Below are 14,031 nucleotides of genomic sequence, written 5' to 3'. Positions count from 1 at the left end.
CCTGCCCTGGGCCGGCATCTCGTGCTAGGAACCCTGCCTTCTCAAACGAGGGTTTCGGTTCCATGCGCGTCGATGCGTTCGACTTCGAGCTGCCGCCGGATCGGATCGCGCAGCGCCCGGTCGAACCGCGCGACGCGGCACGCCTGCTGTGCGTGACCGCCGACGCGATTACCGATCGCCAGGTGCGCGACCTGCCCGACCTGCTCGCCCCCGGCGACCTTCTGGTGTTCAACGATACGCGCGTGGTCCCCGCCCGCCTGGTCGGGCGCCGGGGTGCCGCCACCGTCTCGATCACGCTGCACCAGGCGCTGGCACTCGACACCTGGCTCGTGTTCGCAAAGCCAGGCAAGCGGCTGCGCGTCGGCGACCGGGTCGAGTTCGCGGACGATTTCTCGGCCGAGGTGCTGGAGAAGCGGCCGGCCGGCGACATCGCTCTGCGCTTCGACCGCGGCGGTGCCGCGCTCATGACGGCGCTGCACGAGCATGGCCGCATTCCGCTGCCGCCCTATATCCGCGGCGGCGTCGCCGACGAGCGTGACCGAAGCGATTATCAGACGCTGTTCGCCCGAGAGGAAGGCGCCGTCGCCGCCCCCACCGCCGCCCTCCATTTCACCGAAGACCTGATGGCGGCGCTCGCCGCGAAGGGCATCGGCTCGACCATGCTGACGCTCCATGTCGGTGCCGGCACGTTCCTGCCGGTCAAGGTCGAGGATACGAGCGACCATGTCATGCACGAGGAGCTGGGCGTGCTGACCGCCGAGACGGCGGAGCGCATCAACCGGACCCGAGCCGCCGGCGGTCGCATCGTCGCCGTCGGCACGACCAGCCTGCGCCTGCTCGAAAGTGCCGCCGGCGATGACGGCCGGGTGAGACCGTTCGAGGGCGGCACGCGGCTCTTCATCACGCCCGGCTATCGCTTCAAGGCAATCGACCGGCTGATGACCAATTTCCACTTGCCGCGCTCGACCCTGTTCATGCTGGTTGCGGCTTTTGCCGGGCTCGAGCGGATGCAGGCCGCCTACGTCCATGCGCGCGAGACCGGCTATCGCTTCTATTCCTATGGGGACGCGAGCCTGCTCGACCCGGAGACCAGACCATGACCGCGCCCGCCTTCGGCTTCGAACTCCTCAGCACGGACGGCGCTGCGCGGCGCGGCCGGGTCGCCACCGCGCACGGCACGATCGAGACGCCGGCCTTCATGCCGGTCGGCACCGCCGGCACGGTCAAGGGCCTGACGCCAGAGGCCGTCGCCGGCACCGGCGCCGAGATCCTGCTCGGCAACACCTATCACCTGATGCTGCGCCCGACGGCCGAGCGGGTCGAGCGGCTGGGCGGCCTGCATACGTTCATGAACTGGCCGAAGCCGATCCTGACCGATTCGGGCGGGTTCCAGGTCATGTCGCTCAACAGCCTGCGCGAGATGACCGAGAAGGGTGTGACCTTCCGCTCCCATCTCGACGGCACCAAGTACGAGCTGACCCCGGAGCGCTCGATCGACATCCAGCGCATGCTCGACGCCGACATCACCATGGTACTCGACGAATGCACGCCGCACCCGGCGACGCGCGAGCAGACCGAGAGTTCGCTGGGTCTCTCCATGCGCTGGGCCTACCGCTCGAAGCAAGCCTTCCGCACGCGCCCGGGCTACGGCCTGTTCGGCATCGTGCAGGGCGGCGTCTATGTCGACCTCCGGCACCGCTCGGTCGCGGCCTTGACCGACATCGGCTTCGACGGCTACGCGGTCGGCGGGCTCGCCGTGGGTGAAGGCCAGGAGATCATGTTCCAGGTGCTGGACGGCACGGTGCCGGCGCTCCCGACCGATCGCCCGCGCTATCTCATGGGCGTCGGCACGCCTGCCGACCTCGTGGGCTCGGTCCAGCGCGGCATCGACATGTTCGACTGCGTCATGCCGACCCGGTCCGGCCGCACCGCCCAGGGCTTCACCCGGCGCGGCAAGGTCAATCTCCGCAACGCCCGGCACCAGGACGACCCGCGGCCGCTCGACGCGGAATGCCGGTGTCCTGCTTGCCGGAACTACAGCCGCGCCTATCTGCACCATCTGTTCCGGTCAGAGGAAATGCTGGGGCCGATCCTGCTCACCTGGCATAATCTGACCTATTACCAGGACCTGATGGCCGGCCTGCGCCAGGCGATCGAGCGGCGCGAGGTCGACGATTTCGCCGCCGCCTTCCACGAGGTGCAAGGCCGGGGCGACATTCCGGCGATCGAGTGACGAGATGACCGAGACGATCTACAGCGGCCTGACCCAGCTCGGCCAGAAGACCGAGCAACCCGCCTCGCCCGAGGCCGCCGTGCTCGAGAAGGTGCCGAACCCGGAGCCGGGCACGCCCTATCTCGTGCGCTTCACGGCACCCGAGTTCACCTCGCTCTGCCCGCTCACGGGCCAGCCGGACTTCGCCCATCTGGTCATCGACTATGTGCCGGGCCCGTACCTGGTCGAGAGCAAGTCGCTGAAGCTCTATCTGACGTCCTTCCGGAACCACGGCGCCTTCCACGAGGCCTGCACGGTCGGCATCGCGAAGCGCCTGGTCAAAGAGATTGAGCCGCAATGGCTCCGGATCGGCGGCTACTGGTATCCGCGCGGCGGCATCCCGATCGACGTGTTCTACCAGACCGGCGAGGCGCCCGGCGGCGTCTGGATCCCCGATCAGGGGGTCGAGCCCTACCGTGGCCGCGGCTGACCTCAAGCAGACGATTGTCGCTAAGGCGCGGGCGCTGGGCTTCGACGTCGCGCGCGTGGCGCCGGCCGAACTCGCGGAGCGCTACCGGCTCGCCTTCGATCACTTCCTGGCCGAGGGCCGCCAGGGCGACATGGATTGGCTCGCCCGCACGCCCGAGCGCCGGACCCAGCCGCAGGGCCTATGGCCCGAGGCGAAATCGATCCTGATGCTGGCGGCCAACTACGGTCCGGCCGTCGACCCCATGCCCCGCCTCGGCCGGCGCGACCGGGCGACCATCTCGGTCTATGCCCAGAACCGCGACTATCACGACATCCTGAAGAAGCGCTTGAAGGAACTGGGCCGCTTCATCGCCGACACGACCGGCACCGAGCTCAAGGTCTTCGTCGACACCGCACCGGTCATGGAGAAACCGCTCGCCCAGGCAGCGGGCGTCGGTTGGCAGGGCAAGCATACCAATCTCGTCGCGCGCGACTGGGGCTCGTGGCTGTTTCTGGCCGAGATTTACACAACCCTCGAACTCGCCCCGGATGCGCCCGAGACCGACCATTGCGGCCAATGCCGGCGCTGCCTCGACATCTGCCCGACCAAGGCCTTTCCGGCGCCCTACACGCTCGATGCCCGGCGCTGTCTCTCGTACCTGACCATCGAGCACAAGGGGCCGATCCCGGCCGAATTCCGCGCGGCCATGGGCAACCGGATCTACGGCTGCGACGATTGCCTTGCCGTCTGCCCCTGGAACAAGTTCGCTGAAGCCGCGACTGAGCCCGCCTTCCTGCCGCGCGCGGAACTGACGGCGCCGCGCTTGGCCGACCTCGCCGCCCTCGACGACGCCGGCTTCCGCGAAATCTTCTCGGGCTCGCCGATCAAGCGCATCGGCCGCGACCGCTTCGTGCGCAATGTGCTGATCGCGATCGGCAATTCAGAAGATGACGCGCTGGCATCGGCGGCGGAACAGCTGCTCGACGATATGTCGCCGCTCGTACGCGGCATGGCGGTCTGGGCCTTGGGCCGGCTGGCGCCGGCGCAGCTCGCAGCATTGGCGGCGCATCGCGCTCATGAGACCGACGAGGCCGTGCGCGGCGAATGGGCGCTCGCGCTCGGCTGAGCTATCGCCGCACCCGGCTCATCTGGGTCAGCACGACGCTCGACAGCACGAGCCCGGCCGCCAGCAGCGTCGCCCCCGACACGGCTTCGCCGAGCAGCAGCGCCGACCAGATGAGCGTCAGCACCGGCTGGGCCAGCTGAATCTGGCCGACCTGCGCCACGCCGCCCAGCGCCAGGCCGCGATACCAGGCGAAGAAGCCCAGGAACATGCTGATGAGCGCGACATAGGCGAAACCCGCCCAGGAAGCGGCGCCGGCCTGTGGCCAGCCCACGGCCGCGATCCGCCAGGCCATCACCGGCAGCAGCACCGGCAGCGACAGAACGAGCGCCCAGCAGATGACTTGCGGGCCGCCCATGAGGCGTGAGAGCGCGCCGCCCTCGGCATAGCCGAGCGCGCCCAGCGCCACCGCAAGGAAGACCAGCCCGTCGCCCGCCTCGATCCGGCCGGCGCCCTGCACGATCGCGAAGCCGACGACGGCCGTGAGGCCAAGGGCGGCGGCGGCCCAGAAGCCGCCGGACGGCCGCTCGCCCGCGCGCAGCACCGCCATGATCGCCGTCGCGATCGGCAACAGGCCGGTGATGACGGCGCCATGGGCCGACGATATCAGCCGGAGCGCCAGCGAACTGAACAGAGGGAAACCGACGACCACGCCGGTCGCCACCAGCGCCAGCCGCGGCCAGAGCGCCCGCGCCGGGATCGGTGCCCGCCTCACGGCCAGAAACACGGCGGCCAGCAACCCGGCAACCACGGCACGCCCGAGCCCGACCAACGTCGGGTCGATTTCCATCACGGCGAGCCGCGTCATCGGAAAGCTGAACGAGAAGGCGAAGACGCCGACGGCGCCCCAGAACAACCCGGCCGTCCGGTGCGGCACCCGGGTCGATAACGCTTCTGGCGAGCGATGGATAGTGTTACTATATATTTTCATGAATGACGATATCAGTAGCCATCGCGTCCGGCAAGTCATCGAAGCGCGAATCGCGACGCTCCAGCCCGGCGCGCGGCTGCCGTCGGTGCGTGAGCTGGTCGGCGAGTTGCGCGTGAGCCCGCTCACGGTGCGCGCCGCCGTAGCACGCCTCGTCGCCGAAGGAGCGATCGAGGCTCGGCCCGGCTACGGCACCTTCGTGACCCAAGGCTGGGCCACGACCACCGGCGGCGATTTCGGGTGGCAGACCGTGGCACTCGGCGCCGCGCGGGCGGATTCGCGCGCGCTCGAAGAGCTGGTCGCCGTGCCGCCGCCGGGCACGATCGGGCTTTCGACCGGCTATCTGCCGCCGGATCTCCAGCCGACAGACGATCTCGCCCGTGCGCTCGCCCGGGCCGCAAGCCGCCCCGGCGTGTGGGACCGCCTGCCGCTCGAAGGCGCCGAGCCGCTGCGCGCCTGGTTCGCGGCGCAAGCCGGCGGCGCGTTCACCCCGCGCGACGTGCTCGTCTGCCCCGGCAGCAAGCCCGCGATCGCTGCGGCATTTCGCGGCCTCGCCGCCCCCGGCGACGCCATCGCGATCGAGAGCCCGAGCTATATCGGCGCCATTGCCACGGCGCGCGCCGCGGGCCTCCGCATCGTGCCGGTCGCCACCGACGCCGAGGGCGTCCGGCCGGATCTGCTCGCAGCCGCGCTCGCCGCGTCGGGCGCCCGGGTCTTCTATTGCCAACCGGCGCACGCCAACCCGTCGGGCGCGATGCTGAGCCCCGGTCGGCGCCGCGAGGTGATGGAGGTGATCCGCGCTGCGCGCGCCTTTTTGGTCGAGGACGACTGGGCGCGCGACCTGCATTTCGGCGCGCACCCGCTGCCGCCGCCCCTCGCCTCGGCCGATCCGGACGGGCATGTCGTCTATCTGCGCTCGCTGACCAAATCGGCAGCGCCCGGCCTCCGCGTCGGCGCGCTCTGCGCGCGCGGTGCGGCGTTCGCCCGGTTGCGGAGCGCGCGCAGTGCGGAGGATTTCTACGTCGCCGGCCCCCTGCAGGAGGCGGCACTGCAGTTCGTCACTTCGCCGGCCTGGCCGCGCCATCTGCGTCGGCTGCATGCGGCACTCCGGGAGCGGCGCGACGCGCTGGTCGACGCTGTTCGTACCCATCTGGGTGCCCGGGCGCTCGCCCGGGTTCCGGACGGCGGCTTTCACTTGTGGGTGCGGCTGCCGGAGGGAACGGACGAGGCCGACGTGGGCCTGCGCTGCCATCGCGATCGCCTCGTCGTGAGCCCAGGACGCGACTGGTTTCCGGGCGAGGCGGACGGCGCCTATCTGCGCCTGACATTCGCCGGCGCGCCGCCTGCCGTGCTGGAGCGCGGCACCGCCGCCCTGGCCGCGATCGTCGGCGCGGGCTGACGGTCGAAACGCCCGCCGAGGCCGCGTCGGCGCTGCTCGACGGCCCGGTGAGACATTCCTGTCGTCTCAGTCGCCCAGCCCCGGCCCCTTGACCAGGTCGCCCGGCTTGATGCCGAGGCGCGAGACGATGCCGCCGTTCAGCTCCAGCACCGCCTTGACCGGTCCGTCGGAGACGATGTTTTCCTCGGAATGCGGCACCGCGCGCTGACGGATATTCACGATATGCCCGTCGGCGGCGATGAACAGCATGTCGAGCGGGATGTAGGTGTTCCTCATCCACATGGCGACCGGCTGGGCCCGGTCGTAGATGAACAGCATGCCCGCGTCCGCCGCCATGCTCTGCCGAAACATCAGGCCCTGCTCGCGCTGCGCGTTGTCCGTCGCGAGCTCGACCTGGAACCGATGGCTGCCGCCGTCGCCGGTGATGGTGAGCTCGCCATGCTTGAAATTGGCGAGCGGCGGCTGCTGGGCCCGAACGATCGGGGAAGCGAGCAGAAGGACGGCCGCGATGAGTGCGGCCAAGAAGGGCATTGGGCGCATAGCTCCCCGATTACCGTACCGGCAGCCCGCCTGTAAACCGCAGGACGCAGAAGCAACCACTCCGCGACCGCGAGCCGCACCGCCTCGACCCATTGGTTCCCGCCCCATGCGCGGGAGGCGCAATCGCCTTGCGCGGCAGCCGGGTTGCCGGCCGAGATGAACTTCCGCACGCTTCGATCCAGGCCTTTTCCCGAGAGGACGACAGACATGGCGAGCTTGCGCAACGACGACCATCCCGCGACCAAGATCGCCCAGGCGCTGGGGGACATCGAGCCGATCACCAAATCCGTGACGCCGCCGCTCTACCCGGCCTCGACCTACCAGCGCGATCCGGACAACCAGTACCGCAACGGCCGGGTCTATGCCCGCCCGCACAACCCGACGTTCGAGACGGCCGAGCGGCTCTTGACCGCGCTCGAAGGCGGGGCCGCGAGCCTGCTGTTCTCGTCCGGCATGGCGGCGGCGACCGCGACGTTCCTGGCCTTGAAGCCGGGCGATCATGTCGTGGCGCCCGAAGTCATGTACTGGGGCCTGCGCAACTGGCTCAAGGGCGCTGCGACCGAATGGGGCCTCGCCTTCAGCTTCGTCGATGCGACCGACACCCAGGCCTTCGCCCGTGCCCTGGCACCCGGCCGCACCAAGCTCGTCTGGCTCGAGACGCCGACCAACCCGACCTGGGGTATCAGCGACATCGCGGCCATCGCGAAGCTCGCTCATGACGCGGGCGCCCGCGTCGCCGTCGACAGCACGGTCGCGACGCCGATCCTGACCCGGCCGATCGAGCTTGGCGCCGACCTCGTCATGCACTCCGGCACCAAGTATCTCAACGGCCATTCCGACCTGATCGCCGGCACGCTGACCACCGCCCGGGAGGACGAGTACTGGGAGCGCATCAAGGCCGTGCGCTCCAACGTCGGCGCCATCCTCGGCACGTTCGAGGCCTGGCTCCTGCAGCGCGGCATGCGCACGCTGCATCTGCGCGTCGAGCGCGCGAGCCAGTCGGCGCTCAAGATCGCCCAGCACTTCGCCCATCACCCGCTGGTGGCCGAGGTGCTCTATCCTGGCCTGCCCGAGTTCCCGGGCCATGCGCTCGCGGCCCGGCAGATGACGGGCGGCTTCGGCGGCATGCTGTCGATCCGCACGAAAGGCGGCGAAGCGGCCGCCGTCGCGGTTGCGGCCGAGACGCGGCTCTGGAAGCGCGCGACGTCGCTGGGCGGCGTCGAAAGCCTGATCGAGCATCGCCGTTCGGTCGAGGGGCCGACGAGCCCGGTGCCGCACGACCTCTTGCGCCTGTCGGTCGGCATCGAGCATGCCGACGACCTGATCGCCGACATGGAGCAGGCGTTGGCGATCGCGCATCGATGATCAAGCGAGTACCGGAAGCAAAGATCGGTTAAGGTTGTTGTCGAATAGTAATCGGTAGTGTCCGGAGATCTCACTGCCACCATGACCGCCCGCCCGCCTTCCGCCATTCCCGCCGTCGATCCGGCGATCGTCACCGACATCCGCCGTGCCAGCCGGCTGGCGAATGTCGATTTCGGCTATCTGATGGCGCAAGCGTCGCAGGAGAGCAGCTTCCAGCCCGACGCCAAGGCCACGACCAGCTCGGCCACCGGGCTCTATCAGTTCATCGATTCGACCTGGCTGACCGCGGTCAAGAATTACGGCGCCAAATACGGGCTCGGCCAATACGCGAGCCAGATCACAACCGGCGACGCCGGCCAGCCCCACGTGGCGGATCCGGCGGTGCGCAAGGCGATCCTCGACCTGCGCAAGGACCCCAAGATCGCGTCGGAAATTGCCGCCGAGTTCGCGCACGAGAATAAGACCGAGGTCGAGCGCGCGCTCGGTCGGCCGGCCAGCTCGACCGATCTCTACCTCGCCCATTTCCTGGGTGCCCAGGGGGCAACATCGGTCGTGAAGTCGATCGAGCACGACGGCTCGACCAAGGCGGCCGACCTGCTGCCCGCCGCGGCGGCCGCGAACCGCTCAGTCTTCTACGACAGCACCACCGGCGAAGCGAAGACCGTCGCCCAGATCTACCAGAACTTCGCGGCCAAGATCGAACGCCAGATCAACCAGTACAGCAGCGCCACCGGCGACACGAGCGACGGCGCCGTCGACGCCGCCGTGTTCAAGAGCCCGCTCGACACGCCGAAGCTGCTCAACCAGCCCATGCTGGCGATGATGAACGTGATCACGCTCGCCGCCATGAAGCTGGTCGGCGAGACCGAGACCAAGGACACGCTGAGCCCAGCCCAGTCGATCGACGACAAGCGCAAGACCGATACGTCGGCCTAAGCACCCTCACTCTCCCCTCTTCGTCAAGCTCGCGGCTGTCCAGTTCTACCGCCGCTCGAGCCGCATCGGCAGGCCGTGCTTCGGGCGCAGTGTGATGAGGCCGACCGGCTCGACCGTCGTGCCGGGCACGAGGGTCAGGCGGAAGCGCCGGGCGATCGTCGCCAGGCACAGGATCGCCTCGGTCATGGCGAAGCTGGCACCGATGCAGATGTGCGGCCCGGCGCCGAACGGGATATAGGCGAAGCGCGGCCGCGCCGCGACCTCGGCCGGGGCGAAACGATCCGGCCGGAATTCGTCGGGCCGGTCCCAGAGCTTGCGATGGCGGTGCAGCAGCCAGGGCACGATCAACACCGACGAACCCTTCCGGAGTTCGATGGTGCCCAGCCGGTCCGGCCCCAGCGCCTGGCGCGACATGGTATGGGCCGGCGGATAGAGCCGCATTGATTCCTCGATCACCATGCGCGTGAACGTGAGGTTCGGCACGTCCTCGGCGGTCGCGGCCCGCTCGCCCAGCACCCGGTCGAGTTCGTCCTCGAGCCGCCGGCGCTCAGCCGGATGCAGCGACAGCAGATAGAAGGTCCAGGCGAGCGCGTTCGCCGTCGTCTCATGGCCGGCGGTGAAGATGGTGGCGACATGGTCGCGCACTTCCTTGGCGCTCGCCGGCGCCTCGCCGTCGGGGGCGGCCAGCAGCATGGCCAGCAGATCGTCCGGACCGCCATGCCGGCGCCGCTCGTCGATCAGGCGCTGGATCACCCGGTCGCTCTCCGCAAAGATCCGGTGCGCCCGGCGCACGGCCGGCCGCGGCAGCCAGTCCGGCAGGCCGATCAAATCGGCGATGGATGGCCGGATCGCGGACTGATAGACCGCGACTGCCTGGCCGATGAGCGCGATCTCCGGGTCGACCCGGACCGAGAACATCGCCTCGGAGATGATCGCGAGCGTGAGACCGCTCATCGCCTCGGCGAGGTCGACCGGCGCCGAGGGCGGCACGCGCGACCAGTCCCAGGCCAGCCGCTCCGCCGCTTCGACCATCGCCGGCGCGAAATCGGCGATCCGCTTGGCCGCGAACGCCGGCGCCATCATCCGCCGCTGGCGCCGCCAGGTGGCGCCATGGGTGGTCAGCAACCCCTGCCCGAGCCCCGGCTCCAGGAGCCGGCGCGACAAGGAGCTGCGCACGTAATTCTCGGCATTGTCGAGCAGCACATGCCGGACGTGCTCGGGTGCGTTCGCGATGATGACGTGGCGCCACAGCATGTGGCGCTCGCCCAGCTCCATCTCGAACGCGGCGTCGCTCCAGGTACTGACGCTGTTGGCGCGCGTCGCCTTCAGATGCTGCCACAGCCCGAGCCGGGTCTTGGGCCGAGGCGGCAGGGCGAGCCGTGGTGCGGTGCCGTTCTCGACCACGCTCTCGCCCATCGCCGCCTCCCGGCCCATGCCCCTTCGGTTATCGCTCCGTCAGTGTGACACCGAGCGTCAGCGCACGGAAGACCGCCGCGATCGGCAGGTAGGCCCCACCACCCTCGCTGACGCCGACGACATTGCCGGTCGCATCCAGCACTGGTGCTCCGGCCGGGCTGCCGGTGAGCTTCGCTTGGACCTTGCCGTCGGCGCCGGGCGCGCCTGCGACGGTGCCGGCGCCATTGAGCGACGTCACCCTGTCGCCGGCGGCCAGCCGGTGCGGCGCGATCGGCAACGGTGCCGTGGGTGCATCAGGCAGCTTCAGCAGGGCCAGGCCCGCGGTATCGGCCCGGCGCACGACCTGAGCGGTGACACTCCGGCCGGCCGCATCGGTCACGGCCACAGTCGCGGCCCCGCCGACCGCGGCAGCCGACGCGATGGCGTAGCCGTCGGTGCCGACATAGAAGCCGGCGCTCTTGCCGATCGTGATCGTGCTGCCCTTGAGATCGGCCGCGGCGCCGGGTGCCGGCAGGGCGACGAGGATCGGCACGGCCGAGGCCGGCACCGGCGCCACCGCAGCGGCCGGCACGCCCGCAGGCGCCGTCACCAGGCCAGGCAGCGGCACGCCGGCCGGCGGCGCCACCTGGCCCGCCGGTACCTGGCCTATGGGTGCGGCGCCGACCGGCACCGGCAGGGCCACCTGCGGCAAGTTCGGATGGCCGAAGGTCAAGTATTGCTGCATGGACGCGCTCTGCAGCAGCTGCTCGGTCGCGTCACCCATGGCGAGCAGGGCTGCCGGTGTGATGACCTGTTCCGGGCTCTTGGCCGAACCGGTGCCTGTCGTCGTCGTCTGGAACACGACACGGTTCTCGCGCACCGACCAGACCTGCCAGGCGACGGTCACCTGGGCGTCGACGTCGGCCGGGTCGGCGTTGAAGAAGTCGTTGATGCAGAGGTCGGCATGCGCGATCGGCACGCTGCCGGTAATCAGGTAGTCGGCCCCCTGGGCGCCGGCGACGTCCGCCTTGTCGCCCGGCACGACGTCGACCTTGGAGCCGACGAGCGCCTTGCGCAACTCCTCGGTCATCGGCCCGCCGTACGGGAAATCCGTGTCGCGGATCGGTCGGACATAGACCCAGCAATCGACGTTGCGCGTGTAGCTGCCGAGGCCGCGGCGCGCCGGCAGGTTCATCGTGATCGGCGCGATCGCGACCTTTGCCGTCGGTTGCGTGAAGACGACCGGCGTGGTCCGGGCGGCCGCCAAGGCCGCAGCCGGCACGCCCGCCGACGGGTTGCTCGGCCCGCCGCCGCTCGAAGAGCAACCGGCGAGACCGAGAGCGAGCGCTGCCGCGGTGACTTGCTTGAAATTCATGTGGGATGCCCGTTCGTGGAACGCGATTGGCGCACAGCTTCGAGCCCGCCGCAGGCCGGGTCAAGCGGGCCTGCGGCGGACAACCCCAGATCGATCAGTGCTTGTCCTTGGCGGCGAGTGCCGTCGCACGGATCTGGCTCAGGCTCTGACGCGGCGTCAGCGCCTCCGGATCGAGCCGCAATTCGAGCAGCGCCGCGGTGCCGGCGCTCCGCGCCCGCTCAAACGCCGGGCCGAATTCTTCGGTCTTGGTCACGACCTCGCCATAGGCGCCGAACGCTCGGGCATAAGCGGCAAAGTCCGGGTTGTGCAACTCGGTGCCGGAGATCCGCGCCGGGTAATGGCGCTCCTGATGCATGCGAATCGTGCCGTACATGCCGTTGTTGATGACGAGGAAGATCGGCTTCGCACCGTATTGCACCGCGGTCGCGATCTCCTGCCCGTTCATCAGGAAGCAGCCGTCGCCGTTGAGCGACACCACGGTGCGATCCGGATACATGATCGCCGCCGCAACGGCCGACGGCACGGCGTAGCCCATGGCGCCGCTCGTCGGCCCGAGCTGGGTCCGCCAGTCGCGGAACCGGTAGAAGCGATGGAACCAGACCGTGTAGTTGCCGGCGCCGTTGGTCAGGATCGCGTCGGACGGCAGCACCTCGCGCAGATGCTCCACGACCGCGACCATGTCGAGCGGGCCCGGCGGCGGGGCCGACTTCTGGTTCGCGAGATAATCCTCATGCGCCTCGGCCGCGGCATCGCCCCAGGGAATCGTCGCAGGTGGCGCCAGTTGGGCCGCGGCGGCCGCGAAATTGGCGAGACCCGAATTGATCGCGAGCGCCGGCTGGTAGACGCGGTTCAGCTCCTCGGCACCCGGATGGATGTGGACGAGCGTCTGCTTCGGCACCGGCACCTCGACCAGCGTATAGCCGGACGTGGTCATCTCGCCGAGGCGCGGGCCGCAGGCAATCAGCAGATCGGCGTTGCGCACACGCTCGGCCAGCTTCGGGTTGATGCCGATGCCGACGTCGCCGGCATAGATCGGGAGGGTATTGTCGACATAGTCCTGGCAGCGGAAGCTGACGCCGGTCGGCAGTTTCCAGGCCGTGGCGAAGGCCTCGATGTCGCGCTTGGCCGCAGCGTTCCAGGTGCCGCCGCCGACGATCATGAACGGCCGCTTGGCATTGGCAAGCCGCTCGCGGAACTCCGCCATGTCGGTCGGGCCCGGATGGGCCTGGACCGGCTTGTACGGCTTCGCGTCGCCGGTGGCCGCGAGCGAGGTCAGCATGTCCTCGGGCAGCGCCAGCACGACCGGCCCCGGGCGGCCCGAGGTCGCGAGCGCGAAGGCGTGGTTCACGAATTCCGGGATGCGCTCGGCATCGTCGATCTCGGCGACCCATTTCGCCATCTGGCCGAACATCCGGCGATAGTCGACCTCCTGGAACGCCTCGCGCTCGCGCATGTCGCGCCCGACCTGGCCGATGAAGAGGATCAGCGGCGTCGAATCCTGGAATGCCGTGTGGAGACCGATCGCCGCATGCGAGGCCCCGGGCCCACGCGTCACCATGCAGATGCCCGGCCGGCCAGTCAGCTTGCCGTAGGCCTCGGCCATGTTGGCGGCGCCCGCCTCGTGGCGGCAGATCACGAACTTGATCTGGTCCTGCGCATCGTAGAGCGCGTCGAGCACGGCCAGATAGCTTTCGCCCGGCACGCCGAAAGCCAGATCGACCCCGTGGATCTTCAATTGATCGACGAGAATCTCGCCACCGGTTCTCTGCCGCGTCTCGGCCATGCTGGCATCCTCCTCTTGGACTTGTACGACTCTTGAACTTGTACGACGGGCCGGAGCATGCCCCAGAACCAGGCGGGGCGAAAGCCGTTGCGGCACGGGACACGATGGCGCGATGATCAACTTCATGCCGATCGACGAGCCCACAGAGCCCTATGCCTCGCCGGCCTGCCTCTTGAGCGAGGTCGACCCGGCCTATGCCGATCCCAAATACGACGCGGCCGAGCAGCAGGCGGCGCTCGCCGCCGTGCTCGACGCGACGCAGGCCCTGGTCGGCCAGCTGAACCGCCTGTTGCCGCGCCTGCCCGACGGCCCGCTCCATACCGAGATCATGGCGCTGCGCGACCGGCAGGCAGCCGAGGTCGAGCGGCTGGCGGCGCTCACATCTGCCCGAGACATTCCGCCGGATCGACCCCCGCATCGATGACGGCGGAGCGCCACCGTCAGCCTCCAATTCACCCAAGCGCGAAGAGCGGCTACACGCCTACGCTGCACCTATCAAAAGTTGC

13 protein-coding genes are annotated in these 14,031 nt (G+C 69.5%); 8 read left to right on the top strand and 5 right to left on the bottom strand.

What is annotated here, in order from left to right; all coding sequences use genetic code 11:
• The first annotated feature begins 62 nt into the window (after positions 1-62).
• From queA to queG, 4 genes are read left to right on the top strand one after another with little or no spacing between them, the layout of a single operon-like run.
• Positions 63-1,100, top strand: coding sequence for a tRNA preQ1(34) S-adenosylmethionine ribosyltransferase-isomerase QueA (gene queA / locus IEY58_RS09315; protein ID WP_189044910.1), 1,038 nt, complete (start codon positions 63-65; stop codon positions 1,098-1,100).
• On the top strand, positions 1,097-2,233 hold the full coding sequence (gene tgt, locus IEY58_RS09310; protein WP_189044909.1) for a tRNA guanosine(34) transglycosylase Tgt: 1,137 nt from the start codon (positions 1,097-1,099) through the stop codon (positions 2,231-2,233). The genes queA and tgt overlap by 4 nt, the downstream gene beginning before the upstream one ends.
• 4 nt (positions 2,234-2,237) lie before the next feature.
• A complete protein-coding gene (queF, locus tag IEY58_RS09305; RefSeq protein ID WP_189044907.1) occupies positions 2,238-2,702 on the top strand; it encodes a preQ(1) synthase in 465 nt (154 codons plus the stop codon).
• Complete coding sequence (gene queG / locus IEY58_RS09300) at positions 2,689-3,807, top strand: tRNA epoxyqueuosine(34) reductase QueG (protein ID WP_229743605.1); 1,119 nt, start codon at positions 2,689-2,691, stop codon at positions 3,805-3,807. The genes queF and queG overlap by 14 nt, the downstream gene beginning before the upstream one ends.
• Before the next feature lies 1 nt (position 3,808).
• Here the strand turns inward: queG and IEY58_RS09295 are convergent, their stop codons facing one another.
• Positions 3,809-4,681 carry a DMT family transporter gene (locus tag IEY58_RS09295; RefSeq protein WP_229743604.1) on the bottom strand — a complete coding sequence of 291 codons (873 nt, stop codon included), beginning with the start codon at positions 4,679-4,681 and terminating at the stop codon, positions 3,809-3,811.
• Between the two features lie 52 nt (positions 4,682-4,733).
• Here IEY58_RS09295 and IEY58_RS09290 point away from each other — a divergent pair, with 52 nt between their 5' ends.
• Positions 4,734-6,131: an aminotransferase-like domain-containing protein gene (locus IEY58_RS09290; RefSeq protein ID WP_189044903.1), complete on the top strand. Its 1,398-nt coding sequence runs from the start codon at positions 4,734-4,736 to the stop codon at positions 6,129-6,131.
• A 66-nt stretch (positions 6,132-6,197) separates the two neighbouring features.
• Here the strand turns inward: IEY58_RS09290 and IEY58_RS09285 are convergent, their stop codons facing one another.
• Entirely contained in the window at positions 6,198-6,662 is a 465-nt protein-coding gene (locus IEY58_RS09285; RefSeq protein ID WP_229743603.1) for a DUF192 domain-containing protein, read from the bottom strand.
• A gap of 216 nt (positions 6,663-6,878) precedes the next feature.
• Between IEY58_RS09285 and IEY58_RS09280 the strand changes: the two genes are divergently transcribed.
• Both IEY58_RS09280 and IEY58_RS09275 read left to right on the top strand, forming a co-directional pair.
• Entirely contained in the window at positions 6,879-8,036 is a 1,158-nt protein-coding gene (locus IEY58_RS09280) for a trans-sulfuration enzyme family protein (RefSeq protein WP_189044899.1), read from the top strand.
• A gap of 81 nt (positions 8,037-8,117) precedes the next feature.
• The gene (locus IEY58_RS09275; protein WP_189044898.1) at positions 8,118-8,972 is read left to right on the top strand and encodes a transglycosylase SLT domain-containing protein; all 855 of its coding nucleotides are present in this window, start codon (positions 8,118-8,120) and stop codon (positions 8,970-8,972) included.
• A 45-nt stretch (positions 8,973-9,017) separates the two neighbouring features.
• On the opposite strand, the gene IEY58_RS09270 is transcribed toward IEY58_RS09275, so the two are convergent.
• From IEY58_RS09270 to IEY58_RS09260, 3 genes are all read right to left on the bottom strand, one after another.
• Complete coding sequence (locus tag IEY58_RS09270) at positions 9,018-10,388, bottom strand: cytochrome P450 (protein WP_189044896.1); 1,371 nt, start codon at positions 10,386-10,388, stop codon at positions 9,018-9,020.
• 28 nt (positions 10,389-10,416) lie between these two features.
• On the bottom strand, positions 10,417-11,742 hold the full coding sequence (locus IEY58_RS09265; protein ID WP_189044894.1) for a trypsin-like peptidase domain-containing protein: 1,326 nt from the start codon (positions 11,740-11,742) through the stop codon (positions 10,417-10,419).
• Positions 11,743-11,836: 94 nt separating this feature from the next.
• Positions 11,837-13,525: a thiamine pyrophosphate-binding protein gene (locus IEY58_RS09260; RefSeq protein WP_189044893.1), complete on the bottom strand. Its 1,689-nt coding sequence runs from the start codon at positions 13,523-13,525 to the stop codon at positions 11,837-11,839.
• A 112-nt stretch (positions 13,526-13,637) separates the two neighbouring features.
• Between IEY58_RS09260 and IEY58_RS09255 the strand changes: the two genes are divergently transcribed.
• A complete protein-coding gene (locus IEY58_RS09255) occupies positions 13,638-13,949 on the top strand; it encodes a hypothetical protein (protein WP_189044891.1) in 312 nt (103 codons plus the stop codon).
• Positions 13,950-14,031 lie beyond the last annotated feature (82 nt).

Source organism: Aliidongia dinghuensis (assembly GCF_014643535.1).
GTDB lineage: Bacteria > Pseudomonadota > Alphaproteobacteria > ATCC43930 > CGMCC-115725 > Aliidongia > Aliidongia dinghuensis.
Note: the sequence above shows the minus strand (reverse complement) of the source record. Positions and strands in the feature narration are given on the sequence as shown.

Excerpts from the sequence above, each read along its gene's own strand:
- IEY58_RS09255 (WP_189044891.1), top strand. The coding sequence starts at position 13,638 with ATGATCAACTTCATGCCGATCGACGAGCCCACAGAGCCCTATGCCTCG.
- queA (WP_189044910.1), top strand. The coding sequence starts at position 63 with ATGCGCGTCGATGCGTTCGACTTCGAGCTGCCGCCGGATCGGATCGCG.
- IEY58_RS09270 (WP_189044896.1), bottom strand. The coding sequence starts at position 10,388 with ATGGGCGAGAGCGTGGTCGAGAACGGCACCGCACCACGGCTCGCCCTG.
- tgt (WP_189044909.1), top strand. The coding sequence starts at position 1,097 with ATGACCGCGCCCGCCTTCGGCTTCGAACTCCTCAGCACGGACGGCGCT.
- IEY58_RS09265 (WP_189044894.1), bottom strand. The coding sequence starts at position 11,742 with ATGAATTTCAAGCAAGTCACCGCGGCAGCGCTCGCTCTCGGTCTCGCC.
- IEY58_RS09285 (WP_229743603.1), bottom strand. The coding sequence starts at position 6,662 with ATGCCCTTCTTGGCCGCACTCATCGCGGCCGTCCTTCTGCTCGCTTCC.
- IEY58_RS09260 (WP_189044893.1), bottom strand. The coding sequence starts at position 13,525 with ATGGCCGAGACGCGGCAGAGAACCGGTGGCGAGATTCTCGTCGATCAA.
- IEY58_RS09280 (WP_189044899.1), top strand. The coding sequence starts at position 6,879 with ATGGCGAGCTTGCGCAACGACGACCATCCCGCGACCAAGATCGCCCAG.
- IEY58_RS09275 (WP_189044898.1), top strand. The coding sequence starts at position 8,118 with ATGACCGCCCGCCCGCCTTCCGCCATTCCCGCCGTCGATCCGGCGATC.
- queF (WP_189044907.1), top strand. The coding sequence starts at position 2,238 with ATGACCGAGACGATCTACAGCGGCCTGACCCAGCTCGGCCAGAAGACC.
- IEY58_RS09290 (WP_189044903.1), top strand. The coding sequence starts at position 4,734 with ATGAATGACGATATCAGTAGCCATCGCGTCCGGCAAGTCATCGAAGCG.